The sequence below is a fragment of the Methylomonas sp. EFPC1 genome, from assembly GCF_016925515.1.
GTDB classification, from domain to species: Bacteria; Pseudomonadota; Gammaproteobacteria; order Methylococcales; family Methylomonadaceae; genus Methylomonas; species Methylomonas defluvii.
The window spans coordinates 241,754-262,487 of sequence record NZ_CP070494.1 but is presented as its reverse complement, the minus strand read 5'-3'; the positions used below and the strand labels follow the sequence as shown (position 1 = coordinate 262,487).

19 protein-coding genes are annotated in these 20,734 nt (G+C 53.8%); 17 read left to right on the top strand and 2 right to left on the bottom strand.

Features of this window, described 5'->3' with window-relative positions; genetic code table 11:
- Nucleotides 1-190 precede the first annotated feature (190 nt).
- The 17 genes from mraZ to lpxC all read left to right on the top strand — a co-directional run bounded on the left by mraZ (nt 191) and on the right by lpxC (nt 18,537).
- Entirely contained in the window at nt 191-658 is a 468-nt protein-coding gene (mraZ, locus tag JWZ98_RS01180) for a division/cell wall cluster transcriptional repressor MraZ (protein ID WP_033156987.1), read from the top strand.
- Nucleotides 659-663: 5 nt separating this feature from the next.
- Complete coding sequence (gene rsmH / locus JWZ98_RS01175; RefSeq protein WP_205454366.1) at nt 664-1,593, top strand: 16S rRNA (cytosine(1402)-N(4))-methyltransferase RsmH; 930 nt, start codon at nt 664-666, stop codon at nt 1,591-1,593.
- Nucleotides 1,593-1,865 (top strand): cell division protein FtsL, encoded by a 273-nt coding sequence (ftsL, locus tag JWZ98_RS01170; RefSeq protein WP_020483757.1) that lies wholly within the window; start codon nt 1,593-1,595, stop codon nt 1,863-1,865. The genes rsmH and ftsL overlap by 1 nt, the downstream gene beginning before the upstream one ends.
- Complete coding sequence (locus JWZ98_RS01165) at nt 1,866-3,593, top strand: penicillin-binding protein 2 (RefSeq protein WP_205452699.1); 1,728 nt, start codon at nt 1,866-1,868, stop codon at nt 3,591-3,593.
- Entirely contained in the window at nt 3,590-5,053 is a 1,464-nt protein-coding gene (locus JWZ98_RS01160) for a UDP-N-acetylmuramoyl-L-alanyl-D-glutamate--2,6-diaminopimelate ligase (protein WP_205452697.1), read from the top strand. The genes JWZ98_RS01165 and JWZ98_RS01160 overlap by 4 nt, the downstream gene beginning before the upstream one ends.
- A complete protein-coding gene (gene murF / locus JWZ98_RS01155; protein ID WP_205452696.1) occupies nt 5,050-6,414 on the top strand; it encodes a UDP-N-acetylmuramoyl-tripeptide--D-alanyl-D-alanine ligase in 1,365 nt (454 codons plus the stop codon). The genes JWZ98_RS01160 and murF overlap by 4 nt, the downstream gene beginning before the upstream one ends.
- Nucleotides 6,414-7,496, top strand: coding sequence for a phospho-N-acetylmuramoyl-pentapeptide-transferase (gene mraY / locus JWZ98_RS01150; RefSeq protein ID WP_020483761.1), 1,083 nt, complete (start codon nt 6,414-6,416; stop codon nt 7,494-7,496). Before murF ends, mraY begins: the two co-directional genes overlap by 1 nt.
- 2 nt (nt 7,497-7,498) lie before the next feature.
- The gene (murD, locus tag JWZ98_RS01145; RefSeq protein ID WP_205452695.1) at nt 7,499-8,869 is read left to right on the top strand and encodes a UDP-N-acetylmuramoyl-L-alanine--D-glutamate ligase; all 1,371 of its coding nucleotides are present in this window, start codon (nt 7,499-7,501) and stop codon (nt 8,867-8,869) included.
- Nucleotides 8,863-10,029 carry a putative lipid II flippase FtsW gene (gene ftsW / locus JWZ98_RS01140; protein ID WP_205452693.1) on the top strand — a complete coding sequence of 389 codons (1,167 nt, stop codon included), beginning with the start codon at nt 8,863-8,865 and terminating at the stop codon, nt 10,027-10,029. The genes murD and ftsW overlap by 7 nt, the downstream gene beginning before the upstream one ends.
- Nucleotides 10,026-11,090, top strand: a complete 1,065-nt coding sequence (gene murG / locus JWZ98_RS01135) for an undecaprenyldiphospho-muramoylpentapeptide beta-N-acetylglucosaminyltransferase (protein WP_205452692.1) — start codon at nt 10,026-10,028, stop codon at nt 11,088-11,090. Before ftsW ends, murG begins: the two co-directional genes overlap by 4 nt.
- Nucleotides 11,087-12,514, top strand: coding sequence for a UDP-N-acetylmuramate--L-alanine ligase (gene murC, locus JWZ98_RS01130; RefSeq protein WP_205452691.1), 1,428 nt, complete (start codon nt 11,087-11,089; stop codon nt 12,512-12,514). Before murG ends, murC begins: the two co-directional genes overlap by 4 nt.
- Complete coding sequence (gene murB / locus JWZ98_RS01125; protein WP_205452690.1) at nt 12,514-13,392, top strand: UDP-N-acetylmuramate dehydrogenase; 879 nt, start codon at nt 12,514-12,516, stop codon at nt 13,390-13,392. The genes murC and murB overlap by 1 nt, the downstream gene beginning before the upstream one ends.
- Nucleotides 13,389-14,339 carry a D-alanine--D-alanine ligase gene (locus JWZ98_RS01120; protein WP_205452689.1) on the top strand — a complete coding sequence of 317 codons (951 nt, stop codon included), beginning with the start codon at nt 13,389-13,391 and terminating at the stop codon, nt 14,337-14,339. Before murB ends, JWZ98_RS01120 begins: the two co-directional genes overlap by 4 nt.
- Entirely contained in the window at nt 14,326-15,069 is a 744-nt protein-coding gene (locus JWZ98_RS01115; protein WP_205452688.1) for a cell division protein FtsQ/DivIB, read from the top strand. The genes JWZ98_RS01120 and JWZ98_RS01115 overlap by 14 nt, the downstream gene beginning before the upstream one ends.
- Nucleotides 15,070-15,089: 20 nt before the next feature.
- Entirely contained in the window at nt 15,090-16,316 is a 1,227-nt protein-coding gene (ftsA, locus tag JWZ98_RS01110) for a cell division protein FtsA (protein ID WP_020483769.1), read from the top strand.
- A 23-nt stretch (nt 16,317-16,339) separates the two neighbouring features.
- Complete coding sequence (gene ftsZ, locus JWZ98_RS01105) at nt 16,340-17,500, top strand: cell division protein FtsZ (protein ID WP_036278068.1); 1,161 nt, start codon at nt 16,340-16,342, stop codon at nt 17,498-17,500.
- A gap of 110 nt (nt 17,501-17,610) precedes the next feature.
- Nucleotides 17,611-18,537 carry a UDP-3-O-acyl-N-acetylglucosamine deacetylase gene (gene lpxC / locus JWZ98_RS01100; RefSeq protein ID WP_033156794.1) on the top strand — a complete coding sequence of 309 codons (927 nt, stop codon included), beginning with the start codon at nt 17,611-17,613 and terminating at the stop codon, nt 18,535-18,537.
- 72 nt (nt 18,538-18,609) lie between these two features.
- Here lpxC and JWZ98_RS01095 read toward each other — a convergent pair whose 3' ends face one another.
- Both JWZ98_RS01095 and JWZ98_RS01090 read right to left on the bottom strand, forming a co-directional pair.
- The gene (locus JWZ98_RS01095) at nt 18,610-19,074 is read right to left on the bottom strand and encodes a DciA family protein (protein ID WP_205452687.1); all 465 of its coding nucleotides are present in this window, start codon (nt 19,072-19,074) and stop codon (nt 18,610-18,612) included.
- Nucleotides 19,071-20,714, bottom strand: coding sequence for a hypothetical protein (locus JWZ98_RS01090; RefSeq protein ID WP_205452686.1), 1,644 nt, complete (start codon nt 20,712-20,714; stop codon nt 19,071-19,073). Before JWZ98_RS01090 ends, JWZ98_RS01095 begins: the two co-directional genes overlap by 4 nt.
- Nucleotides 20,715-20,734 lie beyond the last annotated feature (20 nt).

Sequence of the window (20,734 nt, the reverse complement as noted above, 5' to 3'; positions counted from 1 at the left end):
TACAAATCATTTTTACTCGAAACCCTCGCATATACCGCCTAATACGCACCAATCCTGCGTAAGTCCTTGTAGAAAAAGAAAGAATTTAATTTAAATGCCTCTTGACTAAGCACCCGTTGAAAACTATAGTGGTGCAAAAGTGATGTAAAGTGGTCAAAAATGGATTTTTTTGGAATTTTTGAGGTTCATCTTGTTTCGAGGCATAAGTTCAATCAGTTTGGATGCAAAAGGGCGCATTGCAATTCCTACCCGCTATCGGGAGGAGTTACAGGAGTCCTGCGACCGCCAAATGGTTGTGACCGTTGCAGTTGACGACAAATGCGTCGGCGAACCGGGTTGCCTATGGCTATACCCGTTACCGGAATGGGAAAAGCTCGAACAAACCATCAGCAAACTGCCGACATTAAACAAAATGGCCGGCAAGTTACGACGTTTTGTGATCGGCAATGCCTCGGAATGTGAAATGGATAACCAAGGGCGCCTGCTGCTACCGGAAACCCTTCGGGAGTTTGCCGGCATGGAAAAACACATCATGCTAGTTGGTCAGCTCAACAAATTTGAAATATGGAATGAAGCGGCCTGGAAGGCCAAAGAACAGGAATGGATGGACGGTAACGACACAGAGGGCCTTGAAGAACTTGGCTCGCTGTCGTTTTGACGGAGATGACCGCCCATCAGACGGTTTTGTACGAAGAGGCCTTAGAGCAGCTCAACATAAAATCGAACGGTATTTATCTGGACTGCACCTTCGGGCGTGGCGGACACAGCAGCGGCATTCTGAAAGCACTGAATAGCTCCGGCAGGTTGCTGGCGCTTGACAGAGACACGGATGCGATTGCTAGCAACGAAGCCAAACGCTTGCTGGAAGACAGCCGTTTTAGTTTGCATCACGCCAGTTTTTTGGAACTCAGAGCCATTATTGAACAACAAGGCTATAAGGGTAAAGTCGACGGCATTCTGATGGACCTGGGCGTATCGTCCCCGCAACTAGACAATGCGGAGCGTGGCTTCAGTTTTTTGCGTGACGGTCCTTTGGACATGCGCATGGATAGCAATCACGGCCTGTCGGCCGCAGAGTATTTGGCACAAGTCGACGAGAAGGAATTGGTTCGCGTACTGTTTGAATATGGCGAAGAGCGTTTTGCCCGACGAATTGCCAATGCAGTTATCAGTCAACGCCAACAGCAACCATTGCAGACAACCTTACAGTTGGCAAAACTGATCGAAAACAGTGTGCCGTTTCGCGACAAGCACAAACATCCTGCAACCCGCAGTTTCCAAGCGATCAGGATAGAAATTAACCAAGAGCTCGAACAGATTAAAAACGGATTGAAACAAGCCATGGACGTATTGGCACCGGGCGGACGTTTAGTCGTGATCGCCTTCCATTCATTGGAAGACCGCATCGTCAAACGCTTCATTCGCGACCAAGCCGGCCCGAAAACCAATCCCGGCAAGCTGCCGATTAAAGAGCAGGACATCGAACAAGGCCAGTTACGCAAAATAGGAAAGTCGATACGAGCACAACAACAGGAATTGCAACAAAACCCACGCGCACGTAGCGCGGTAATGCGAGTTGCGGAGAAACGTTAATGGCGATTGCAAGAAATATCCTGCTGACATTGCTGGTGGCGATGCTGATGATCTCCGGAATTGCCGTGATTTACAGTAAATACCAATCGCGACTGCTGTTTATCGACATTCAGAAAAAAGAAAAAGAGCTCGACGATTACGAAGTGGAATGGGGTCGGCTACAACTGGAATTGACGACGCTCACCGAAGAAAACCGGGTTGAAATCGAAGCAAGGACGCGGCTGATGCTGACTTTGCCGGCCCAAGACAAAATTATTTATATAAAGCCGTAAATGCGAATTGCCACCGGCGCGGGAACGATACCGCACCACAATACAGATTTTGTGATCCGGCGCAGATTACTGCTCTCGGTGATGTTGCTGGCCATGTTGGCCTTGGTGGGCCGCGCGGTATACCTGCAAATTCTCGATAAAGAATTCCTGCAGGACAAAGGCGATATGCAGCACGTCGGCGTGGTTTCGGTTTCGGCTTATCGCGGGCAGATTAAGGATAGGAACGGCGAACCGCTGGCGATCAGCACTCCGGTGCAGTCAATTTGGGTCAATCCGCGCCAACTGCGAGATGCCGAACAGGACAAATTGACACCGATGGCAAAGATCCTTGGCTTTCCGGAAAAGGAACTTCGAGCCCTCTTGAAAAAGGAAAAAGACGCCAACAAGCGTTTCGTCTATTTGCGCAGACAGATTAACCCGGATATAGCCGAAAAAGTCAAAGCCCTGGAAATTACCGGCGTGTACTTCGAACGGGAGTTTAAGCGTTACTACCCGGCCGGTGCGGTATCAGGGCATTTATTGGGCTTTACCAATATCGACGACATCGGCCAGGAAGGCATAGAGCACGGCTACGAGCACATTCTACGCGGCCAGCCCGGCAAAAAGCGCGTGATCAAGGACGGCAAGGGGCAGATCATCAAGGACGTAGAAAATATTGAGGAAGCCATCCCGGGCCGCGACCTGGTGTTGACTATCGACGAGCGCCTGCAATACCTGGCTTATCGGGAATTGCAGAACGCAATGATCCAGAACAAAGCGCATTCGGCATCCTTGGTGGTACTGGATGCCAAAAACGGCGATGTCTTGGCGACGGTCAGCCAACCGGCTTTCAATCCCAACAACCGTAAGGAATTGAGCAGTAACCGCTATCGGAATCGGGCCATGGTGGATAGCTTCGAACCCGGCTCGACGGTCAAACCCTTCGTGGTAGCGGCGGCGCTGGATGGTGGCTATATCAAACCCAACGTGTTGATAGAAACCCATGGTGTCTATCACTTGGGCCGCAACGTGGTTAAGGATGTGCATAACTACGGCACGATGGATTTGACCCACGTACTGCAAAAATCCAGCAATATCGCGGTCACGCAAATCGCGATGAGCATGCCGCCGGAGTATTTTTGGGGCGTATACAGCAGGCTGGGGTTCGGCACCTCCGCCGGTGTTGGTTTTCCGGGAGAAGCCAGCGGCTCTTTGCTGGATTATCAGGGCTGGCACGAATTCGACCAGGCGATTTTATCGTTCGGTTACGGGGTTTCCACCTCGATTTTACAATTGGCCAGAGCGTATACCGCTTTGGCGGACGACGGCATCATTCATTCCGTGACTTTACTGAAGCGCGACGAAGATCCTGACGCCCAACGGATTTTCAAACCCGAAACCGCCAGAAAGGTCAGGGAAATGCTGGAGCACGTGATCAGCAAAGAAGGTACGGCATACCAGGCCAGAGTCGAGGGTTACCGGGTAGCGGGTAAAACCGGTACCGTGAAAAAGGCCGGGGCCGGCGGTTACAGCGAAGATAAATATTTATCGGTATTTGTGGGCATGGCGCCGGCCAGCAATCCGCGCTTCATTATCGCAATTGTGGTCGACGAACCCACCACCGGCCAATATTACGGCGGACTGGTGGCGGCACCGGCATTCTCGAAAGTGATGGCTGGTGCGTTGCGCGTATACGGCGTTGAGCCTGACGGCATGGACAACATGCATTTATTGTTGAGCAAACAATGAAGCTGGCTGAATTGCTGAACGGACTGACAGTAAATCCAGCGGATATAGCGATTAGCGGCTTGTGTTTGGATAGCCGAAACATCCAATCCGGCGATGCGTTTATTGCGTTGAACGGTGCAGTCCAGCATGGGATTTCTCATGCGGAACAGGCAATTGCCAACGGCGCGACCGCAGTAATTTACGATCCAAGTGGCGCAGATATGCAGCTAGTTAGTGCCTTGAAAGTACCTAGCCTAGCAATTGCCGACTTGGCGCAAAAACTCGGCGAGATCGCCGCAAAATTTTACGGCAATCCATCGCAACTTTTGGATGTGATCGGTGTGACCGGCACCAACGGCAAAACCACCTGTAGCCAGTTAATCGCGCAGGCTTTGCCGGCTTGCGGCGTGATAGGCACCCTGGGCTGGGGCGACGTTGGCAACTTGCAGCCGACCGCCAACACGACGCCGGATGCGTTGGCCGTGCAGCAGATGCTGAATGAATTTGTAAAGCAGGATAAGCGTAACGTGGCCATGGAAGTTTCCTCGCACGGATTGCACCAGGGCCGGGTTAACGGGGTCAGCTTTAAAGGCGCGGTATTTACCAATTTGAGCCGGGACCACCTGGATTATCACGGCAGCATGGCGGAATACCTGCAAGCCAAACTAGCGCTGTTCAAGACACCGGGTCTGCAATTTGCCGTGGTCAATCTCGACGATACTAGCAGCGCCGAGGTATTGCAAAGCTTGCCGAACTCAGTGCAGAGCTGGACTTACAGCGCGACCGGCAGACGCGGCACGACGGCTAAGGAAGCCGTAAGCGCCGAACAGGTAAAACACAGCGCTGGCGGTATTGAATTCGAGGTGGTCTGGCGTGAGCAAAAATGCCGGGCTACAACGTCGCTGGTTGGCGGCTTTAACCTGGATAACGTGCTGGCGGTGCTTTGTGTGCTATTGGCGACCGGCTACGAATTTGATGCCGCCGTCGCGCAACTGGCCAAATTAAACGCCATCGCCGGCCGCATGGAGAAATTCGGCGGCCACGGCAAGCCGACGATATTTGTGGATTATGCGCATACCCCGGACGCACTGGAAAAAGCGCTGAAAGCCGTCAAAGGCGCGAACCGACTAAGAGTCGTGTTCGGCTGCGGCGGCGACCGAGACAAGGGCAAGCGCCCGCAGATGGGCCGGATCGCCGAAACCTGGGCGGATCAAGTTATCGTCACCGACGACAATCCGCGCAACGAAGCATCGGCAGCGATCATTAAAGACATTTTGAGCGGCTGCCAAAGCCAAAAAATAACGGTAATTAACGATAGAACCACGGCCATAAACACAGTGATACGACAAGCAGACCCAGACGATTGCGTTGTGATAGCCGGCAAGGGCCACGAGGACTACCAAGAAATCGGCGGCGTGAAGCAACCGTTCAGCGATAGCGCTGTCGTCAAGCAAGCACTGGCGGCTTGGAGCAAACCATGAAACTGCAACTTAGCGAGATAGCCCAAGCCGTCAACGGCAAGCTAATCGGCGAAGACAGAGAAATTCGCGCCACTGGTATCGATACCCGCACCTTACAAGCCGGCGCGCTGTATATCGCCATCAAAGGCAAGAATTTCGACGGCCACAGCTTTATCGATAAAGCCGAGCAAGCCGGCGCCGCAGCGCTGCTGCTCGAGCAAACCGCGCCATCGGCTTTACCGCAAATCATTGTCGCCGATACGCATTTGGCATTGGCGGAGCTGGCTGGATACTGGCGCAAAACGTTGTCGGTCAAAGTGGCCGGCGTCACCGGCAGCAACGGCAAAACCACCGTCAAGGAAATGATTGCGGCGATTTTCGCCACCCAAGGCCACACCCTATCGACCCAAGGCAATCTCAACAACGACATCGGCGTGCCGCTGACACTGCTCAAACTGGATGACTCTCATCGCTACGCTGTCATTGAAATGGGCGCCAATCATCCCGGTGAAATTGCCTATACCAGCCGCTATGCGCAAGCCGATGTCAGCGTCATCACCAATATTGGCGCCGCCCATATCGAAGGTTTCGGCAGCATCGAAGGCGTGGCTAAAACCAAAAGCGAAATCGTCAAAAGCCTCGGTGAGGGCGGCGTGGCGGTATTAAATCGCGATGACGCTTTTTACGATTTCTTGCTGACCATGGCCGGCAACCATCGCAGCGTATCCTTCGGCTTGCACCCCGCAGCCGACGTCACGGCGTTAAATATTGCCACAGCTTTGGACGCACAAGGCTTTAACACCTATTTCGAATTAAAAACGGCGACCGACACTTTACCAATCCGATTGCATCTGGCCGGCGCCCACAATGTGAAAAACGCCTTGGCCGCAGCGGCAGTAGCACTGCAATTCGGCATCAGCCTGCCAGACATTAAACAAGGCCTGGAACAACTCCAGCCGGTCACCGGCCGCATGCAACCCTTAACGGGCCGTAAGGGCAATATCGTCATCGACGATACCTATAACGCTAACCCGAACTCCTTGAAAGCCGCGTTGGACGTACTGAGCGATTGCGGCAGCGAAGCATGGGTGGCCCTGGGCGCTTTCGGCGAACTCGGCCCGGACAGCCCGGCGATACACCGGGAAATGGGCGAATTAATCAAAGCAAAATCGGTGAAGCGTTTGTTCGCCACCGGCGCATTGGCAAAACATGCCGTTGAAGCCTTTGGCGACGGCGGCCAGTTTTTCGACGATCAGGAACAATTAATAGACACCCTGACAACAGCCGTCACAGGAAAGGAAACCCTATTGGTTAAAGGCTCGCGCGCCCAGAAAATGGAAAACGTGGTGGCGGCGATGGTCAACAATTTCAGAGCAACCTAATGTTACTTTTACTCGCGGATTTTTTAACTAGTATCGATAGCGGCTTCAGGGTCCTACATTACCTGACCTTTCGCGCCATTTTGGGTGTACTGACCGCACTCAGTATTTCCCTGATGGTCGGTCCGGCCATGATCGAAAAATTGACTCGTAAAAAAATCGGCCAAAGCGTGCGCGACGACGGTCCGCAAAGCCATTTTTCCAAATCAGGCACACCCACCATGGGCGGTGCGATGATTTTGTTCGCGGTAGCGATCAGCACCCTACTCTGCGCGGATTTGAGCAATCGTTATGTCTGGGTGGTGTTGTTGGTGACACTGGCCCACGGTGTAATTGGTTTTATCGACGACTATAAAAAAGTCCTGCTCGGCAATAGCGACGGCCTGTCCGCCCGCGCCAAATATTTCTGGCAATCGCTGGTCGCGCTCAGCGCCGCCTTATACCTTTACAACACCGCCCAGGTCGCCGCGGAAACCCAGTTTATCGTGCCGTTTTTCAAAAACGTCACCGTGGACATCGGCTGGGGCTACGTAGTGTTGACCTATTTCGTCATTGTCGGCTCCAGTAACGCGGTCAATCTGACCGACGGCCTGGACGGCCTGGCCATCATGCCGACCGTGATGATCGCCGCCGCCTTGGCGATTTTTGCATATTTATCCGGCCACGTTAATTTTTCGCAATATCTGGCTATCCCGCACATCCCCAAAGCCGGCGAGCTGGTGGTATTTTGCGCGGCCCTGGTCGGTTCCGGGCTGGGCTTTTTGTGGTTTAACACCTATCCGGCCATGGTGTTCATGGGCGACGTCGGCGCGCTGGCTCTGGGTGCGGCACTGGGCATCGTCGCAGTACTGGTTAGACAGGAAATCGTGCTGGTCATCATGGGCGGCATCTTCGTGATGGAAACCATTTCGGTAATTATCCAGGTCGCCTCTTTCAAAACCCGTAAGAAGCGGGTGTTTCTGATGGCGCCGATTCACCATCATTACGAATTAAAAGGTTGGCCGGAGCCGCGCATTATCGTCCGTTTCTGGATTATCTCGGTCATCCTGGTGTTGATCGGTCTGGCCACGTTGAAACTGAGATAAGCATGAACACCACCGCCCTACTCAGCAATCTGGAAACCCATTTCAACTTAAATCCGGATAGCGCTCGCCTATTGATCGTAGGTCTGGGCGCTACCGGCTATTCAGCTGCGCAATTTTTGCAAAAGACGCCGATTAAATTCGCGGTGATCGACAGCCGAAAAAACCCGCCGCTGATCGACAACCTACGCGAACAAATGCCGGACGTGCCGGTGTTTTCCGGCGGTTTCGACCAATCCGCGCTGGATGTCGCCACTCACTTGCTGGTCAGCCCTGGCGTGTCTTTACACGAAGCGGCCATCCAAAAAGCCGTACAGGCGGGCGTTACCGTACTCAGCGACATCGACTTATTCGCTTGCGCCACTGATAAACCGGTTATCGCCATCACCGGCTCCAACGGTAAAAGCACCGTTACCACCATGCTGGGCGAAATGGCTAACGCCGCCGGCGTCAAAACCGCGATCGGCGGCAACCTCGGCACACCGGCTCTGGATTTGCTGCAACAAGACGCCGAACTTTACGTATTGGAACTCTCCAGCTTCCAGCTGGAGCGCACCAAAGCGTTAAACGCAAAAGTCGCCACGGTATTAAACGTCAGTCCGGATCATCTGGATCGCCATGACGGCATGGCGGGCTATGCGGCGGAAAAGCAACGCGTGTTCCGGGGCGACGGCGTAATGGTCTTGAATGCCGACGACCCGATGGTCATGGCCATGCGCGATCCCGCCCGACAAACATTGACTTTTTCCACACAAACTCAAGCCGATTTTTATCTGCGTCGCGGCGAAACCGATACTTTGATGCAAGGCGAACAAGCCCTAATGGCGGCAAGCAAATTACGCCTGGAAGGTAGCCATAACATCGCCAATGCGTTGGCAGCGCTGGCCCTGGGCACGGCAGCCGGTCTAAGCATCACCAAAATGTGCGATGCGCTCAGACAATTCAAAGGCTTGCCGCACCGAATGCAAAAAGTCGCGGAAAAAGGCGGCATCAATTGGGTTAACGATTCCAAAGCCACCAACATTGGTGCGTGTATCGCCGCGTTAAACGGCTACGAGCAGAAAGTCATTTTAATTGCCGGCGGCGAAACCAAAGGCGCGGACATGAGCGAACTAGTGCCTGCCGTCACCGAAAAAACCAAGGCCGTGGTTCTGATAGGTAAAGATGCGCCATTGATCGCACAGGCTTTGAATAACTGTGTGCCTGTCCATTTCGCCGGCAATATGAAAGAAGCGGTCACCATCGCCGCCAGTTTGGCCAGCGCAGGCGACAGCGTACTGCTATCACCGGCCTGCGCCAGCCTGGATCAATACCGCAGCTATGTTGACCGCGGCAACAAATTCGCCGAAGCCGTGATGAGCCTGCCTTTATGTTGAAACCCACCACCAAGCTCCGCGCGCAAAACCGCCTGCACATCGACCCGGTGTTGATGTTGGCGTGCTTCAGCCTGCTGGGCATCGGTTTCATGCTGGTCACCTCGTCCTCTTTGCATTTGGGCGTCAAAATGGCCGACGACATTTCGCACTACCCCTTCAAACAGCTGATTCACATCGCTTTTGGCTTGGGCTTTTCCGCGATCATTTTGAACATACCGATGCAAAGCTGGGAAAGAATGGGGCAAACCCTGTTCATCGCCGGCCTGGCTTTGCTATTGGTGGTATTGATTCCCGGCGTAGGCATCCGGGTCAACGGCAGTATCCGCTGGCTATCGATTCTGGGTTTGCGGATCCAGGTATCGGAAGTCGTGAAATTCATCTCGGTGATTTACATGGCCGGCTACGTCACCCGCCACTCGGAACATGTCCGCCGCTCCGCATTCGGCTTGGTCAAACCGTTGATGCTGTTTTCGGTCGCTTGCGTACTGTTATTGCTCGAGCCTGACTTCGGCTCCGCAGTGGTCATTCTGATCATTGCCATGGGCATGATGTTCCTGGGCGGTGCCCGTATTTCCCAGTTCATTATCTTATTGGGCCTGGTCGCTAGCTTGGCGGTGATTTTGGTGATTGAGTCGCCGTATCGATTGGCGCGGGTCACCAGTTTCATGGATCCTTGGGCCGATGCCCGGGATTCCGGATTTCAGCTGACTCAAGCCTTGATTTCCTTCGGTCGTGGCGAGTTTTTCGGCGTTGGTTTGGGTAACGGTCTGCAAAAACTTTTTTATCTGCCGGAAGCGCATACTGACTTTTTGTTCTCGGTACTGGGTGAAGAACTCGGCCTGCTCGGCGTGCTGCTGATCATCGGCCTGTTCGCCGCCTTAGTGGTCCGCGCCTTTGCGATTGGCGAACAAGCCGAACAAGCTGGTCTGAAATTTTCTGCCTTGGCGGCTTACGGCTTGGGTATCTGGTTTGGCTTCCAATCCTTCGTCAACATGGGCGTGAACATGGGCATGCTGCCCACCAAAGGCCTGACCTTGCCGCTGATGAGCTACGGCGGCGGCAGTATGATCGTCATGTGCGGCGCGATGGCGGTATTGTTTAGGATTCATTACGAAGTCACCGAACACAATAAAAGCAATGTGAAGGGGAAACACGCATGAGTGGCCGCATCGTGATCATGGCGGGCGGCACCGGCGGACACGTGTTTCCGGCACTGGCGGTTGCTCAGGAAATGCGCGAGCGTGGCTGGCAAGTCAGCTGGCTGGGTACCGAAAAAGGTCTGGAAAGCCGCGTGGTGCCAGCCAACCACATAGACATCGACTGGCTGGCGGTAGCGGGTATGCGCGGCAAGGGATTGCTGTCCAAACTCGGCGCAGGTTTTAAATTGATTCAAGCCTGTCTGCAGGCCAGGCGCATACTGAAACAGCGTCAACCGAATGTGGTATTGGGCATGGGCGGCTTTGTGGCTGGTCCGGGCGGCCTGATGGCGAAATGGCTGGGCATCCCGCTGGTAATACACGAACAAAACCGGGTCCCCGGCACCACCAACCGCTTGTTGGTAAGGCTCGCTGCCCGCAAAGTATTGGAAGCGTTTCCGGACAGCTTCGCCAAGTCGGTACACGCCGTCTGCACCGGCAATCCATTAAGGGATGCGTTCATTGATCTGCCGGAAAAATCCGAATGGCACCCGCAAGCCGGACGCAATTTAAGGGTTTTGATCCTGGGTGGTAGCCAGGGCGCAAAAGTCCTAAACGACACTGTGCCCGAGGCATTGGCCGGATTGAGCAATCTGGACGTAAAGCACCAGACCGGCAGCGCCATGCAAGCTGAAGTGGCCGAGCGCTACCACATGCTGGGACTGAACGCCGAAGCTTTGGCCTTTATCGAGGATATGGCAGGCGCCTATCAATGGGCTGATTTGATCATCTGCCGGGCCGGCGCAATGACGGTCAGCGAAGTAGCAGCCTGCGGTTTGCCGGCGATTTTTGTGCCCTTGCTGCACGCCATCGACGACCACCAATCCGCCAACGCCAAATATTTAACCGAAGCTGGCGCCGCCTTGTTGCTGCCGCAACCCGAATTAAACGCGGACAATCTGCGTAAAACCCTAGAACAAGCCATGACATCATTAACTTCCATGAGCCGGGCCGCCAAAGCCAAGGCCAGACTCGCCGCCACTCAGACCGTAGCGGATATTTGCGTTGCGGAGGCCGCCGTATGAACCGCCCCCACATCGAAAACCAGGCGCTGGGCGACATCGACAAAATCCATTTTGTCGGTATCGGCGGCACCGGCATGAGCGGTATTGCCGAAGTACTATCCAACCTGGGCTATACCGTTTCCGGCTCCGATATTAAAGGCTCGGCGGTCACTGATCGTTTGCAAGCCATGGGCGTCAAGGTCTACTTCGGCCACCACGCCGACAATGTCATCGATGTCGATGTGGTCGTCACGTCTACCGCCGTCGATAGAACCAATCCGGAAATCGTCACCGCTTACGAAAATCGTATTCCGGTGATTCCGCGCGCGGAAATGCTAGCCGAGTTGATGCGTTTTCGCTTTGGTATCGCTGTCGCCGGTACTCACGGCAAGACCACCACCACCAGCCTTACCACCATGATGCTGGCAGAGGGCGGCCTGGACCCAACTTTTGTCATCGGCGGTCGCTTGAACAGCGCTGGCGCCAACGCTAAATTGGGCTTGGGTAAATATCTGGTTGCAGAAGCCGACGAAAGCGATGCCTCGTTTTTGTACCTGCAACCGATGATGGCGATTGTCACCAACATCGATCAAGACCACATGGAAACCTACGGCGGCAGCTACAGCCGTTTGAAGGACACTTTCATCAAGTTTCTGCACCAATTACCATTCTATGGCTTGGCCGTGTTATGCAGCGACGACCCCGGCGTCTGCGCGATATTGCCAAACATTTCCAAGCCGGTGAAAACCTACGGCGTTAACGAAGATGCTGACGTCCGCGCCATCGACATTAAACAAGACGGCTTGCGTACCCATTTCACCGTGCTGCGCTGGGGCGGACAGCCACCATTACAAGTAACGCTAAATCTGCCTGGCTGGCACAACATGCTGAACGCCTTGGCCGCCACGACTATCGCCACCGCATTGGGTGTAGACGATGCCGCCATAGTCAAAAGTCTGGCCGAATTCAAAGGCGTAGGTAGACGTTTTCAAATCAACGGCGACGTGGATTTCAACGGCGGCAAATTAACCTTGGTTGACGATTACGGTCACCACCCACGCGAACTAGCCGCCACGCTGGAAGCCTTGCGCCAAGCCTGGCCGAGCCGGCGCAAGGTGGTGGTGTTTCAACCACATCGCTATACCCGCACCCGCGACCTGTTTGAAGATTTCGTCGAAGTGTTGTCCAGCGTCGATGTATTGATTTTGTTGGATGTGTACTCGGCTGGCGAAGCACCGATTACCGGGGCCGACGGCAAAGCCTTAAGCCGCTCGATTCGGGTGCGCGGCCAGGTTGATCCGGTATTCGTGCAAAATCGTGAAGACTTGGCCACCATCCTGGCCGGCATCGTCGAAAAAGACGACGTGGTATTGACCATGGGTGCCGGTAACGTCGGTCAGATCGCCGCCGAGTTGCCACAACAATTGGCCGAGGCCCTAAAGTAATGGTGACCAGAGGCACCTTATTAAACAACGAGCCGCTGGCGAAATACACCAGCTGGCGGGTCGGCGGGCCGGCCCAACACCTGTACATCCCGGAAAACAAGGCCGATCTGATCGAATTTATCGCCAGCCTGCCGGCCGGCGAACCGCTGTACTGGATGGGCTTGGGCAGCAATTTACTGGTGCGCGACGGCGGCATTCGCGGCACGGTGATCAATACCCGCGGCCGCTTGAAGGAAATGTATCTGGCCGACTCCGAACGGGTTTACGTAGAAGCCGGGGTGCCTTGCGCCCATGTCGCCCGTTTTTGCGCGGATTTAGGCCTGACTGGCGCCGAGTTTTTAGCCGGCATCCCCGGCACGATGGGCGGCGCCTTGAAAATGAATGCCGGCGCCTTTGGCGGCGAGACCTGGAGCATCGTCGAGAAAGTGGAAATGATTAACCCGCGCGGCGAAGTGATTCAGCGCGATCATCACGAATTTGAAGTGGCCTACCGTTCGGTGAAAGGTTTGGCCGACGAATGGTTCTTGTCGGCTCAGCTGAAGTTAAGCAAAGGCAACAGCGAAGCCAGCCAGCAACATATCAAAGCCTTGCTGGAAAAACGCAACGCCTCGCAACCGACCAATAAGCCGACTTGCGGCTCGGTATTCAAGAACCCGCCCGGCGATTACGCGGCCCGCTTGATCGAAGCCTGCGGTTTGAAAGGCTTTGCGATCGGCGGCGCGGTGGTGTCGGAAAAGCATGCCAATTTTATCGAGAATCGTGGCAACGCTAGCTCTGAAGATATAGAAACCTTGATCGAACATATTCAAACTCAAGTACAAACGCAATTCGGCATCAGTCTGCAAACTGAGGTCTGCCGGGTAGGTGATAAAGCATGAAGCCATTACGCATTAAAAATGCCGCCGATTTCGGCAAAGTCGCGGTCCTGTTGGGGGGTTCGGCCGCCGAGCGCGAAATATCCTTGAACAGCGGCAACGCCGTGTATCAGGCCCTGAAGGCGCAAGGTGTTGACGCGGTCGCGATAGACGTCACCGCTAGCCCAATCGATGCGTTGGCAGGCGTCAAAGCCGACAGAGTGTTCAACGTAATCCATGGTCGTGGCGGTGAAGACGGCGTGTTGCAGGCCGTCTTGCAAGTAATGGGTTTGCCGTATACCGGCTCCGGCGTGATGGCTTCGGCATTGAGTATGGACAAATTGCGTACCAAGTTGTGCTGGCAAGGTTTGGGTTTGAGCACGCCGCTTTGGTACGTGCTGAAAAGTGCCGCTGACATCGATCCTTGCATCGCCAAACTGGGATTTCCGGTGATCGTTAAACCAGCGCAGGAAGGGTCCAGCATCGGCATGAGCAAAGCCACCAACCGTGACGAACTGGTCGCCGCACTGCAATTGGCCAAGCAGTATCTATGCGACGTTTATGCCGAGCAGTGGGTGCAGGGTCAGGAATACACTGTCGGCGTGCTGGACGGCGAAGCGCTGCCGGCAATCAGATTGGAAACGCCGAATACCTTTTACGATTTCGATGCCAAGTATCGAGCTAACACCACGAAATACCACTGCCCCTGCGGCTTGAGTGCGGAGCGCGAACAACAATTACAGGCCTTGGCGGTACAAGCCTGTCAGGCATTGGACGTGAAAGGCTGGGCGCGTGTCGATGTATTTATCGACGCTAACGACCGGTCGCAACTGATCGAAGTGAATACGGTACCCGGCATGACCGACCACAGCCTAGTGCCGATGGCCGCTAAGGCTGTGGGGATTTGTTTCGAAGAATTGGTCTGGCGCATTTTGGAAACCAGCATGGCGGGTCTAGGTGAGCCGGTTTAGATTCATCTTGATTTCCGCGCTGTTGATCGGTGGCGCTTGGTGGGCTTGGCAGCAATTCGGCGCCAGCGCACTGAGCAGCAAGCCGATCCGCTACGTAAAGATTGAAGGCGCGTTCCAATACACCAGCAAGGACAGGCTGAAAGAAGTGTTGGCGCCGCAAATGAAACAAGGCTATTACCAGGCCGACATGGATGCGATTCATCAAGCGATTAAAGCCCTGCCATTGGTAGACAAGGTCGATGTCAAGCGGGTGTGGCCGGATGCGGTGCATATAAAAATTACCGAGCAAAAGCCGGTGGTGCGTTGGGGGAAATCGGCGCTGCTGAACAAGCAAGGCGATTTGTTGGTGCCGGACAATATCGACGAATTTAAAAATTTACCGCTGATTACCGGCCCGGACGGCCAGGAAAAGAAGCTGCTGGAGATCATGAAAGGCGTGTACATCGTCTTGAAGGATAAATCGATGCAGCTCGCCGAGTTTCACGTCAACGAACGACGAGCCTGGCGGATCAAGTTAGCCAGCGGCATGGAAATGCAGTTGGGCAGAAAAGCGCCGCTGGAAAATATGCAGCGCTTTCTAAGAACCATGGATTTATTGGGAGAGGAACAGCTGGCCATGATAGCGAGCGTGGATACCCGTTACCCGAACGGCTTTGCGGTGACCTGGAAACCGGAAGTCACCAATATCGATTGGAAAGCAATCGTGGAAAAAAACAAAAACCTGATTTAAACGCTTACCGAGCATAAACAATGGCCAAAAAGACAGATCGAAATTTATTAGTGGGGCTGGATATAGGCACGTCGAAAGTCGCGGCTATCGTCGGTGAATACCGGGGTGGCGACGAAATCGAAGTGATCGGTATCGGCACCGCACCGTCCAAGGGCCTGAAAAAAGGCATCGTGGTCAATCTGGAATCGACCGTGCATTCCATCCAACGGGCGATTGAGGAAGCCGAATTGATGGCGGGTTGCCAGATCAAATCGGTGTTTGCCGGTATCGCCGGCAGCCATATCAAAAGCCTGAATTCGCACGGCATAGTGGCGATCAAGGAAAAGGAAGTCACCCAACACGACATCGATAGAGTGATCGATTCGGCGCGGGCGGTGGCGATTCCGGCCGATCAGAAGATCCTGCACATTCTGCCGCAGGAGTTTGTGATCGACCAACAGGAAGGCATCAAGGAGCCGATCGGCATGTCCGGCATCCGCCTGGAAGCCAAGGTGCATATGGTCACCAGCAGCGTCAGCGCCGAGCAGAACATTGTTAAATGCATCCGCAAATGCGGGCTGGACGTGGACGACATCGTGCTGGAACAACTGGCTTCGTGCGCGGCGGTACTAACCGACGACGAGAAAGACCTGGGCGTATGCCTGATCGACATCGGCGGCGGCACCACCGATATTGCGATTTTCTCGGAAGGTGCGATTAAGCACACGGCGGTGATACCCATCGCCGGCGATCAAGTCACCAACGACATCGCCGTGGCGCTGCGGACGCCGACCAAAAACGCGGAGGAAATCAAACGCCAATACGCTTGCGCGTTGACGCAATTGGCCGATCCGCAACAAACCATCGCGGTGCCCAGCATCGGCGACCGTGAGCCGCGCAAGATCTCCGCGCAAAACCTGGCGGAAATTGTCGAGCCGCGTTACGAAGAATTAATGCTGCTGGTACAAGCAGAGTTAAGAAGAAGTGGGTATGAAGATTTAATTGCCGCCGGCATGGTAATTACCGGAGGCAGTTCGCAAGTAAGAGGATTGGTCGAATTGGCAGAGGAAATTTTCCATATGCCGGTTCGCATGGGTGTACCGCTGCATGTATCCGGATTGACCGATGTGGCGGAAAACCCGATTTATTCGACCGCGGTGGGTTTGTTGCTTTATGGCAAGGATCATCACGGCCGGGCGTTAGGCATGAACGATGATGGCGCGGATCTGTTGTCAAAAATCAAAAGCTGGTTTCAAGGAAATTTTTAATTTTTTGTCTGGAGGGTGTGAAAATGAAATATGAATTATTGGATAGTAGCGGCACCGCAGTTATCAAGGTCATCGGCGTCGGTGGCGGTGGCGGCAACGCGGTTAACCACATGGTGGAAGATGGTATCGACGGCGTGCAATTTATTTGCGCCAACACCGATGCCCAAGCCCTGCGGGAAATGAGCGTAGAGTCCATTGTGCAACTGGGTGTAGAACTAACCAAAGGCCTGGGAGCAGGCACTCGTCCTGAAGTAGGCAGAGCAGCTGCCGAAGAAAATCGCGACCGCATCCGCGAAGTAATTGCTGGCGCCGACATGGTATTCCTGACTGCCGGCATGGGCGGCGGTACCGGTACTGGTGCTATCGCGGTATTTGCCGAAGTCGCCAAAGAACTGGGCGTACTGACCGTAGCCGTCGTATCCAAACCTTTTGATTTTGAAGGTTCCAAGAAAAAAGGCGTGGCCGATGCGGGCTTGCGCGAACTGGAAAAACTGGTCGATTCATTGATCATCATTCCAAACCAAAAATTGCTGCCGACTTTGGGCAACAATAAATCGCTGGTGGAAGCATTCCGCGCCGCTAACGACGTGTTGCGCGACGCGGTACAAGGTATCACCGAGCTGATTACTCACCCTGGCTTGATGAACGTCGACTTTGCCGACGTCAAGACTGTGATGTCCAATATGGGCAGCGCCATCATGGGCACCGGCGTCGCCAGCGGAGAAAATCGCGCCCGTTTAGCGGCGGAAAAAGCCATTGCCTGCCCATTGTTGGACGACAACAATCTGCAAGGCGCGCGCGGCATTTTGGTGAACGTCACCTCCAACGGCGACTTGGGTTTGAACGAGTTCGACGAAATCGGCAGCATCATGCACGCCTTCGCTTCCGAAGACGCCGACATGAAAATCGGTATGGCAGTTAATCCAGCCATGGGCCAGGAAATTAAAGTCACCGTCGTCGCCACCGGTATGGGTGAAAAAGCCAAGCAAGCGGCTTCGCCTATCAGTCTGGTGAAAAAAGTCGCGGCCGGCGAGATCAATTACGATCAATTGGACAAACCGACCATCGTCCGCCAGCAAAAACAGGAATCGACTCGGGAATCCCGCTTCGGCGCGCAACCTAGAAACGACGTCGATTTGGATTACTTGGATGTACCGGCTTTCTTGAGACGTCAAGCAGACTGAGGTCCGCTTGCGACGAGTCCTTATGAGGCTGCACAACCAAGTTCGGGGGGAGCTATCGCATAATCTGTGATAGACTCCCCGGCTTTGTTTTACCTATTTGTCGGCATTTCATGATTAAACAGCGTACTTTAAAAAACACCATCAGAGCCACCGGCGTTGGTTTGCATACCGGCGATAAAGTGTATCTGACCCTGCACCCCTCCGAGCCCGATACCGGCATCCGTTTTCGCCGCGTGGATTTGGAAACCCCGGTGATGATAGCCGCGCGCCCTGAAAATGTCGGCGAAACCAAGCTGTCCACGACTTTGGTCCGCGACGGCGTTAAGGTGTCCACCGTCGAACATTTGCTGTCAGCTTTGGCCGGTTTGGGCATAGACAATGCGATTGTCGATGTCAGCGCCGCCGAAGTGCCTATCATGGACGGCAGTGCCGGACCGTTTGTGTTTCTGTTGCAATCGGCCGGCGTGGTCGAGCAGGACGTACCCAAACAATATATCCGTATCAAACGCGCAATCCGCGTCGAAGACGGCGACAAGTGGGCCGCGTTCGAACCGTTCGAGGGTTTTAAAGTGACCTTTACCATCGATTTCGAACATCCGGCGTTTTCCGAGCATTTGAAAACCGCGGTGATGGATTTCTCTTCGACGACCTTCGTTAAAGAAGTCAGCCGGGCCCGTACTTTCGGCTTTATGAAGGACATCGAGTTTTTACGCGAGAACAATCTGGCGCTGGGCGGCAGTCTGGATAACGCCATTGTGGTGGACGACGATAAAGTGTTGAACGAAGACGGTCTGCGTTATGCCGACGAATTCGTGAAACACAAAATTCTCGACGCCATCGGCGACTTGTATTTGTTGGGTTACAGCCTGATTGGCGAATACCAGGGTTTTAAATCCGGCCACGCGCTGAACAACAAGTTGCTGCTGAGCCTGATGAACGACAAAGACGCCTGGGAAATGGTGACTTTCGAAAATGCCGAGGACGCACCGATTTCCTTTATGCATTCCGCGCAAACATCAGCACGCGCGACAGGCTAATCCCGCATCACACAGACATTAAGCTGTGCCGTGGCCGGTCAACTTGATCGGCCACAATCCTGCCAAAACCTACTAATCTTCCCGCAAGCGTTTCGCCAACGTAGCACCCAAACGCGCCAAAGCCGCCGCCAAAACATCCTGCTCATCCGCCTGTTTAAACTGCTGTGCAATCAAACCGACATTTTCCGCTGACGGCAAGCGCGGTGTGCGTTTTGGCCGAATCGGCTCGCCTGTCGGCGGCACAATCCGTACTTGCAAGCGGACAATATAGGGATGCCCCGCATCATGCAATTTGTCTAAAATCGCTCGATTGAAAAACCGAATTTGCGATGCCCAGCTGGCCGAATCGCAGTACAAGAGTATCTGCGCACCTGACGCCACGCAATGTTGAGCATGCGGAGCAATCTCAGACGGTAACGCCGTCCTGACAATGGTCAGCAAGGCCTGTTGCGCGTTAATTTTGGCCATACACAGATTCAACTGCTTGTTGTCAAAATCCAGCGCGGTCTTAAACACATTTTTGCGATAACGAGTCATTGCAAATTCATTTGCTCTGAGCCGGCTTTTGGATATTCCAGAATCAGGCCCTGTTGATCGTTTTTAATAATATGCCAGCCATTTGCCACTATTTGCCGTTCATCAACGGCTGACAAAGGCAAATTTTCAGATTCCACACCGAATCGGCCCGGAAATAAACCGACGCGAATTGGTCGGCTGCCGGCTTGCTGTTTTATGTCACTGACAGCTTCGAGCACTGACATATACCCATCACCTGCGGACATGAACGCTCGCATTTCACCACCCTTTGTCCCTGCGGCAATGGCTTCAATCTGGCGGACTCGTGCGCCGCACTCTATCCGAAACACATGCGCCCAGTTCGATACCAAGTAAGTATCTGCCTGATTGCCGCACAAATAGGCTTTTCCAATTGAAAATGCCTGCGCCAATTTCGGGTAGTCGTTATCGCTGTTGCGGAAACTCTCCGAATTGACCGCATAGCTAGCATGGAAAAACACCAAGCAAACAGAAATCGCCAATTTGGCCTGCTTCCAGGCAATAATAGCGGGCTGCCTGCCATGATCAGCCAACAGCGCAAACATTCCAGCCCATAAAAAAGGCGAATATTGCAGGGTGTGGCGAAGATTAATCACCTCGCCCCATTGATAGCGGGTACGGGCAGCAACGACCACACAGGACCCCATGACCAGATAAATAGTTGAAATAGCCAAGGTTTTTTTACCGAAAGTCGGTAGATTGGACCAGCGGTATTTATAATCCGCGTAGGCAGCGGCGATAATCAAAACCCCGAATCCCAGTAAACCAGGCAGCGACCAAGCCACATACCGGGCACATTCGCTACAAGCCGTTGCATCCTTTAGCAAAGCCTCGATATAGGTGCGTAAATTCTCGACAAAACCTATCGTGCTTGGCCCCATCACATAGGGATTCAGCGACCCAAACATCACTATATTTCTGAGCAGCAGCGGCGCTACGACCACGGCCATGCCAAACATCGCCGCAACAGCGCGCAGCAAAACAACGCGCCGTTCCCCAGCGGCACTGCTTAACCAGCAATAACAAAAATAACAAATAACACTAGCCAGCAGCGCTAAATGCGCATTTCTGATTGCGTAAGCCATACCGGCAAGCAAACCAGCGAAGATAAAGCCGACGATGGACCGCGAGTTAAGCGTCAACCCTATAACAACCACCGCTAACCATAAACCGAATACATCGGTCAGCCCCATCAGCGAATGCTTGAGCACACCGGGTGATAATGCTGCTAATCCGGCCAGCAGCAAAGCATAAAGTGGTCCAAGGCTCTGCCGAAAACTGAAAAATAATAACCACGGCAATGTAATGGCGGAAAAATGCGCCAAACCTATCGCGGCATCTTTCGCATCGATACCGAAACTGGAAACGGCCGCCAGAACGACAGCAAAACCCACGGGAAACAAACGATTCTCGACCTGATCCTGATCTCCCGGCGCCAAGCCATACGGAGTAATCAGCAAGCTGCCTGAATTGAGAAAATTTCTGGCTTGTTCGATATAGCTGGCGCTGTCAGGCGTAAACGGAAAACTCGGCGACCTATAGTGAAAATGCACCATCACCAGTAGCGATATCACAGACAGAATGAATAATTGATGTAACAGTGCTCTAAGTTGCCAAGTCATACTTGTTAGTTATCTCGGAA